This is a genomic window from Roseomonas sp. GC11 (genome assembly GCF_024437745.1).
In the GTDB taxonomy this organism is placed as follows: domain Bacteria; phylum Pseudomonadota; class Alphaproteobacteria; order Acetobacterales; family Acetobacteraceae; genus Pseudoroseomonas.
Window position 1 is genome coordinate 1 of sequence record NZ_JANFNY010000133.1, and the last position, 8230, is coordinate 8230.

Annotated in this window: 4 protein-coding genes; all 4 read right to left on the minus strand. The window is 62.8% G+C overall.

Annotated elements, in window-relative coordinates; genetic code table 11:
• Positions 1-422: 422 nt before the first annotated feature.
• Positions 423-3242 carry a calcium-binding protein gene (locus NON00_RS24855; protein WP_305123532.1) on the minus strand — a complete coding sequence of 940 codons (2820 nt, stop codon included), beginning with the start codon at positions 3240-3242 and terminating at the stop codon, positions 423-425.
• Positions 3243-3271: 29 nt separating this feature from the next.
• The gene (locus NON00_RS23310; protein ID WP_256025181.1) at positions 3272-3697 is read right to left on the minus strand and encodes a hypothetical protein; all 426 of its coding nucleotides are present in this window, start codon (positions 3695-3697) and stop codon (positions 3272-3274) included.
• A 461-nt stretch (positions 3698-4158) separates the two neighbouring features.
• Entirely contained in the window at positions 4159-7356 is a 3198-nt protein-coding gene (locus NON00_RS23315; protein WP_256025182.1) for a DUF4132 domain-containing protein, read from the minus strand.
• Between the two features lie 151 nt (positions 7357-7507).
• Positions 7508-7867 carry a hypothetical protein gene (locus NON00_RS23320; protein ID WP_256025183.1) on the minus strand — a complete coding sequence of 120 codons (360 nt, stop codon included), beginning with the start codon at positions 7865-7867 and terminating at the stop codon, positions 7508-7510.
• Positions 7868-8230 lie beyond the last annotated feature (363 nt).

An 8230-nucleotide genomic window follows, 5' to 3' on the forward strand; every position in this document is an offset into this window, starting at 1 on the left:
CCCATCCCTGCCGGCCTCCTTCGCCCGCACGGATCGTGAATCAGAAAACCGCGCCCATGTGAATCCCCATCGATTCAGCCCGATCGAAAATCGCTCTAAACCTTGTAGAGTGAATGGGCCAAGTCCCAAGGTTCAGAGAGAAAGGGCCATTTGGAGAGCGATTTTGGGCTCTCCCCTGCCCTGCCGCTCCCAAGGTGCCGCGGCAAACCCTTCTGAAAACTGGGCTTTTTGGCGCCGTCGGACGGGGCGGAGAGTGGTTTCGCCGGAGGGGAATGGTGTGGGGAATGAAACCGGGGGCGAACTCTCTCTGGGGGACGGGATGCATGAGGTGGCACGCGAAATTTCTGGCGGCCGCCCCCTCCAACCAACACAGCATCCGCCTCCCCCCCCCCCGTGGCGGGGGAAGGCTGTGACCATGCATCTCAGGCGAAGAGGAAGTCGCCGGCGGAGAAAGCGGACAGGGTAGCGTCCTGGAACTTGATCTTGTCGCCATCGCCCAGGTCGAGCACCACCGAGGTGCCAATCTGGCGCATGGCCGCCCTCACCTCGCCCCAACTGTCGAAGGCTGCGCCAAAGCCTTCCAGCCGGACCACATCCTCGCCATGGGTGAAATCGGCGATGGCGTCGTACTCATCGCCCCGCGCCAGCACAAAGGTATCCGCCCCGGCGCCACCGGTGAGTTTGTCGATGCCTGCACCACCCACCAGCAGATCGGCCCCGGCACCACCGGCCATGGTGTCATTGCCCGCGAGGCCGTAGAGAATATCATTCCCAGCACTGCCCGTTATCAGATTGGCCAGGGCATTGCCTGTTCCAGTCAGCCCGCCGGACAGCAGGGTCAAGCGCTCAAGCTCATTGCCGAGCGTGTAGCTGACTGAAGAGTTGACGAGATCCCAGCCACCGCCGCTCGCCTCCGAGACCACATCACCGATATTATCGACGCTGTAGATGTCATTGCCGGCGCCGCCGATCATCGTGTCCGCACCAGCCTGGCCGTTCAGCACATCGTTTCCGGCGCCGCCCTCCAGGCGATCATTGCCATCCCCGCCCGCCAGGCGATCATTGCCATCCCCGCCGACCAGACGGTCATCGCCAGCCTCACCAGAGAGCCTGTCATGACCCGCACCGCCCACCAGCGTATTGGCGCCCGCATTGCCGATCATGCGGTTATCCGCCGCATTGCCAGTGCCACGCAGGTTTTCGCTCCCCGTCAAAATCAGGTTCTCAAACCCCGTGGCCAGGGTCCAGTTCAGGCTGGTGCGGATGGTATCGATGCCTGAGGTGTCGATGATGAGATCGGGCGGATCATTGGCGTCGTAGTTGTCGATCACGTAGGTATCGTTCCCGGCACCACCTTCGAGGCGGTCGAAGCCAGCGCCACCTTCCAGCGTGTCGTTGCCATCGCCACCGAACAGGGTGTCGTTGCCCGCGCCGCCGGAGAGCGCGTCATTGCCGGCATCCCCGGAGAGGATGTCATTACCTCCACCGCCATTGATCGTATCATTGCCACCCAGACCCACGAGGTAGTTGGCGCCATCATTGCCGGTGATGGTGTTGGACAGGGCATTGCCTGTACCACTGAAGGCAGAAGAACCGGTCAGGACCAGATTCTCGAACTCGCTCAGCAAGGCATAGGAGAAGCCGGCATAGATGGTATCCTTGCCGCCGCCGCGGGCTTCGACAACGACATCGCCCGCATTGTCCAGGTAGTAGATATCATTGCCAGCGCCCCCAATCAGCGTGTCGTTGCCAAGACCACCATCGAGGGTGTCATTGCCGGCCTCGCCCGAGAGGGTATTGGCTGCGTCATTGCCGGTCAGCACATTGTCGAGCGCATTGCCCGTGCCATTGATAGCAAGTGGCGCGCCGTATACTCCATACAGTTTTAGATTTTCGACATTGGCGCCAAGGGTATAGCTGACAAGAGTATAAATGGTGTCCACGCCCTCCCCCGCCAGTTCGGTCACCACATCACCGCTGTCGACCATATTATAGAGATCATCACCAGCACCGCCGATCAGGGTGTCGTCACCTTGGCCACCCACCAGTTCATCATTACCACCGCCACCAATCAGGGTATCGTTTCCTGCGGCCCCAATGAGGACATCATCGAGGGCACCGCCTGTCAGCCGGTCATTGCCAGAACCAGCCTCAAAAGAGGCTTGCTCAAAATTCAACAACTGGGTGCCATCAGCGAGGATATTCGTCGATTGATTGACATCAAAAACCAAATCTAGCGTGACTTCATAAAGAATGATGTCAAAAAGATCTGTTCCCTCGCCGCCATCCAGAATCTGCCCGCTTCCATAGCCACCATAGACGACATCGTCACCAGAGCCGGCGAACACTTTAGTGCCGGAGGAAGCATAGATCGTGTCATTGCCGGCACCAGCCACGATCACATCATTTGCCGAGGAAGCAAGAATTGTGTCATTGCCGGAACCCGTATTTATATACATACTCTCGATATCATACATGTGCAAAAATGAAGAATTTTTATCTTTTGTTATTGTTGTTGATTCTTCGTAAGTTTCAGATACTCTGTTGTATATATATTGATGAACAATGTAAAAATCAGAAATTTCGTTGGAAAAATCTAATTTCAGAACATCCGTGCCCTCGCCGCCATACAAAAAATCATTTCCACCAGCGCCGATAAAAACGTCATCGCCAGCGGCGCCATGCAAGTAATCATTCCCCCCGCCTCCCGTCAGAGTGTCATTGCCTGAGCCCGCATAAAGATAGTCATCTCCATCACCCGCGATGAGCGTGTCGTTCCCTGAACCAGAGTCGAGATAAATCTGCTCAAAACCAGAAATCGCGCTCCCGTCAGGCAATATATTTATTTCTTTATTAATATCAAAAACAAAATCTACTTTAAACTCTGGTCGTGTTATGCGAAGAAAGTCTCTTCCTGAACCACCCTCCAACGTATCCACGCCAGACCCATAGCTATAGACTATGTCATCCCCCGCACCGCCATTCAGAACATCATTGCCGCTATCGTCATAGATTCGGTCATTACCGTCTCCACCCTCCAAATGGTCGTTTCCATCTCCTCCATACAGGGAATCATTCCCGTCGCCTCCTACCAACGTGTCATTGCCTGCATAGCCGTTCAGCGTGTCATTACCAGTACCGCTGGGGTTCAGGCTGCTGGTATCCGTGCCGCCATATATGACATCGTCACCCGATGTGCCTGAAATTATTTCATCATAATTATGGCCAGTAAAAATTGCCATCGGCTCTACGCCTTCCGCTAAAGGAAAATTTAGCAATATTGATGGCACAAAGAAACGAAAATGACCACCCCTCCCCGCAATGCCGCGGCATGGTCATGGCTGGAGCTACAAGAGCAGCGTCTCGCCCCCGCCCTCCCCTGCCGGAAGACCACCACATCCACCGTCACCCCCTCCCCCTGCGAGAGGCGGGCGGCGGCGGGGCCGGCGAGGGAGAGCAGCGTGTAACTCTCCGCCAGCAGGTGCAGGTGGACCACCGTGGTGGCGCCCTCCTCGCCCCAGACCGCGCCGGGGAAGCCGGCGGTCACCCGCTCCCCCGGGCCGGCGAAGCGGGTGAGGACGAGGCACAGCACCGCCGGCACGGTGGCATCGCCCGTCACCACGGGCAGGCAATTGTCCCGCTGCTCGCTCAGCAGCTTGCGGCGGATGGCGCGGCTGGAGGCGGGGCGCGCAGGCACAGCGCCTCGGTCCGGCGCCATTTCAGTCCATGTTCGCTGTCGATGCCCTCAAAGTAGCCGATGAGCAGCATGCGGAAGTAGCGCCCCGGCGGCAGCGACGGCCGGCTCCGGCCCGCAGCGTAGCAGGGCGCGCAAAACCGTCGAACCCAGCCTTGAGGAGCTCCGATTGCAGCCGATCGTAGAAGGCGTGCCCCGGAGAACACGGCATCTCCGACCACATTACCAGCAGATCAGCCTGCAGATCCCTCTGCCGCCCGAGTGCAAACGGATCCACGCTTCCGCCGCCACGCAGCAGAATCAAGCAAGGGCAACTTCGTCAACGGGCTGCTAAGGCGGCGGGTCCATTGGTGCCGAGGTAGTCCGCTTCGCGCCCGGTGAGGCCGTCGCGCCTCCCCAAGCCTGATGTCATATCCTGCCTACGGCAGCGGCGTACCGTCCAGGCCAGCGCGCCGTCTCGCTACTCAGCGGATCTGCGAAAGGATGCCCTGGTCACTGATGCGATCATCGGCGGACAGCAGGAAGGCCTTGGACAGGATCAGCGACAGCATCGCGTCACCCTCGAAAGGCAGGTGGATGCCGGTGCCGGCGCCGCGCTGAGCCGGCACGATGCAGACATAGCGATCCTCGGGGTCTAGGAAGACATGGGCCGAGCCGAGATGGATGCGGTAGCGGCGCAGTACGCCCGTCACCACAAGGTATCGTCCGTCGATTTGGCATTGCCCGGCAATGGCGAGTTTCGGCAGCAGCGCCGCCAGCACGTCCTGGCGGATCTGGCCGCTTTCCTCCAATTCGGCGCGACCGAAGCGTTGCAGATACTCCATCGCCGCACCGTGGCGCCATTGACTCGGGTGCTCCGCATCGGCGCCAGCATCAGCCCAACTCTCATCACGGCCGATCGAGGCGACGCCGACGATCAGATCCACGTCGCGCATCACTTCGGAGAAGGCGATGGCTGGAACTTGATCCAGCGGGACGGAGCCCACACCCACGCGCAGGCCACGGCCGCCGTCGCGCCGCCAGTCGCCCTCGTCACGCATCGGCCGGAATATCACGCGGTCGGTGGTGAGGAACTGGTAGGCTCCCCCCTCGGTCATTTCGTCGCCCTCGCCGTCGGGCTTGGTCCAGAACTCCGCAGAAAGTCCGAGCGCGGGCAGCTTGATATGTGTCGGCTCGTCATTCGGCACATCGGCTGCGATCCGCGTGCGGCAGACCCAGCCGCGTAGCCGGGCTAGCGCATTGGCCTGTGACTGGCGCAGGATGTGGCCAACGAAGCGATTGGAATAGGTCGCGGTGGCGCGCTCCGCATCGGTCAGTGGGTAGGTCTCGCGAAAGGCCTGCTTGATCGGCTGTACAATGCCGTTGTTCAGCAGCAGTGCGCGCCAAGCGGTGACGGCGCCCGGCTCGACGGGAGCCAGCGGATGCCAGAGCGTCACGCGGTCGGCATCGCCGAGGCTGCGCACGCGGCCGTCGGCATCGGTCGGCCGCGCGGCATCATGGAACATCGCGGTGAAGGGCTCGCCGCAGGCAGGGATGATCGTCCAGATCAGTCGGGCGGCGAGCCAGCCGAGCAGCGGGTGGTCCAGGTAGCGTTCGCGAAAGTCACCGCCGCTCCAGCCGCGGCCTGTCAGCCAACTGCGCTCCAGGCGCAGGCGCTGGACAGGCAGGATGGCGGCGATCTCCTTCGCGGTCGCCTGCAGGCCCTTCAGCGCCGTCGCGCTCGCCTCATCGGCCTTGACCGCGGCAGGGGTGGATTTCGGCACACTGCCGTCGGCCCGGCGAAGGGTGACGGTTGCAACCGTGCTGCTGGCGATGGCAAGGGTCGCGGTGACGCCGTCGGCAAGCACCGCGACAAGCGCCGGGTCGGGGCCGGGTTCAAGCGCGAAGCCCGGAACGCTGAGTTCCTCCAGTTCCTCGATGCTGGTGCCGGCCTTGGCCGCCGCCGCTGCCATGGCCTTGGCGATCATCTTCGCCAGACGCTCGTCCCGGATACCGCGCTGGATGCGGCCGAGCGCGACGACGGCCTCCGGCGTCGCGATCCGGCCGAGCGCACCGATGCACGCATTAGCGCCGACAAGGGAGCGGTAGTTAACGCCACCTTGCGTGGCGACCTTTTCAAGCACTGCCAGCGCAACGCGCAGGAGGCGAGGAACCTCTCCGGCGTCGAGCGCGGCGAGCCAGATTGCGCCGCGCAGCACGGCGTCATTCGTGTTCGACAGTCGTGCCGGCGGATCCCGCCAGCCGGCGCCCAACCAGCCATAGCCGTAGCCGTCTACAGGGCTGCCTCGAGGTGAAGTGCACAGGGCCATGATCGCTGCTTCCCGCGGCCCGCCGAAGGCATCCAGGAAGCCCAGTGCCAAGCGCTCAAAATGGCAGTATCGCAGAGCTTCCCGGTAGTCGGCAGGGCTCGGCAGCCCGGCCACACCCTCCGCGACGAGGTCGAGCCAACGGGTGGCGGCGTCGCGGCAGGCGGCGGCGGTCGGGCCAATGCGGAGCGCCTCGGCCTTGGTGAGCCAAGCTCGGGACGGCTCGGCGGCCCTCGCTGCACACAGTAACTCGAAAAGCTGGGGGTCGGCGGCGTGAAGCGCCGCGGCCTCCTGGATCTCCTCCGCGCTCCAGTCGCGGAAGGCGACGCCGAACAGACGCTCAGCGCAACGCCGCCCGCCCGCCAGCCAGACAACCTTATCTTTCCGGCCGAAAGTTGCCGGAATGTCCTCCGCATCCGCCACCCGGAAAGGTTGGTCGAGTGCCCCGAGATTGGGTGACGAGCAGAGAGTGATGGCGCCGTGCCGCTCGACGGCCGCCGCAAAGATCGCCTCTGCCTCCAGCATCCAACTCGGCGGGTCGAGCGGCGCCAGCGCCTGGAGGGGTGTGCGGGCGATAAGCGTCGCCATCGCCCCATAGCTATTATTCCAGTTGAAACCGTTTGGTCGCGCAGCCGGCGGCTGCGCGGCTGGCATGCCGGCTCGGCCTTCCTCGAAGGCGATCGCCGCCTCGCTGCGCCAACATGGCAGGCCTGGTCCTGACAGCCGCTCCGACCATGCCCTGTATTCGGCGCCCAGCGCGGTGTAGATCTCGGCAAAGGTCCGGACGCGTACCGCATCCTCGGGTGCGGCCAGGCCTTGGAAGGTAACGAAGGGGGATGAGGGCGAAGGTGAGGCGGATGGCGCGAGGCCAAGCAGGCGCTCGACCCGCATGATCAGTTCGGCCTCCTGCAGCGCGTTGTGGTGCAACTTGCGGTGCCTTGCGCGCAGCGCCAGCCAAGCGTCGCGCAGCGGCGGGTTGTTGGCGAAGCGCTCGCTCTTCCCCATGGCCCGGACCAATTGGGCAAAGCCTCCGGGCGAGAAGACCATGCCGTAGTCGATGAGGCTTGCGCCACGCGCGAAGAAGGTGAAGAAGTCGGTCATCGCCTCCGGTGTCAGGTCGGGGCGATGCGCCAGCAGCGCATTGAAGACCCTGCCATCCTCTGTGGGTTGGCCCGTCACTGGCTCGCGGGTGCGAACGCGATCAGCGAGTTCCTTGAGGAGCACGGCGCGTTCCTGGGACGAGAGCCGTTCGACCGCGGGTGGGATCGCGGTGAACAGGTGCGCGGGGTCGGCACTGACGGCGTTCGCATCAGCCTCCTCCAGCACGCGCATGAGCATCGGCCAGGCGTCGCCCATGGCGGCCTGCCGGCCGCCTCGCAGGGTAGGCAAAAAGGGCTGGGGCTGGGATGCCTGCGGCGTGACCGTGGGCGTGGTGCGCGGGGCCACCAGTCTGCGAAGCCAGCCTAGGAAGCGGCCGCAGGGCGGATCGGCATTCTCCGCCAACGCGTCAGCCGCTCACCAGCGGCAGGAGGCGGACAAAGGTGATTGCCGTATCCGGCTTGAGGAGGAGCGTAGCGTCCAGGTCCGTCACCTGCCGGTCGTCCACTATGACGAAGAAGGCATTCCGCCGAAAACCATCGAGGGCGAGCGTGACGGCGCGTTCACGACCCGCAGCATCATCGGTGCTTGTCGCGCCGCGCTCGACAAGTGGCCTGACGCCAGTCGCATCGACTGCACGGTCCATCTCCATAAGCACTCGTTCGCGGATCAGAGCGCTGAGGGTGAGAGGCACGCCCTTGCGCCAGTGCAACACGCCGCTCGACTGCGGGGGGCGCGCCATCACTTGGTCCTGGATGATGAGATCCATAGCGCACCCTTTGACGCTCCCGTGATGGCTACCACAAGTTGCACGTCCGCGACAAGCGCTGCACCCGAGTGGATCACGCGTCGGAGCGTTCATCAGCTGGCCAGCGACCTGGAACACGACCGCGGACAATCCGGCGAGGCGTTGCAGCGCGGCCGGTGCGGTCGTTCTGCGACCCTTTACAACTCACCCGGCGATTTCAGCGCGCACTCCGCGGGACTATCAGGAATTTATAGGATGGCCCGCCCCTCTTCCCTGCCACGCTACGCTAGAGCGTTTTTCGATCAGCCTGCATCATATCCGCAGTTGGCGAAGTAGTTTGCGCATTCCTGTGGCGAGTAGAGGTCGAGGATGCGGCCGATGGCG

What these genes read in the sequence shown, in the direction of transcription:
- NON00_RS24855 (WP_305123532.1), bottom strand. Translation starts at nt 3,242, where the DNA reads ATGGCAATTTTTACTGGCCATAATTATGATGAAATAATTTCAGGCACA.
- NON00_RS23315 (WP_256025182.1), bottom strand. Translation starts at nt 7,356, where the DNA reads ATGGGCGACGCCTGGCCGATGCTCATGCGCGTGCTGGAGGAGGCTGAT.
- NON00_RS23320 (WP_256025183.1), bottom strand. Translation starts at nt 7,867, where the DNA reads ATGGATCTCATCATCCAGGACCAAGTGATGGCGCGCCCCCCGCAGTCG.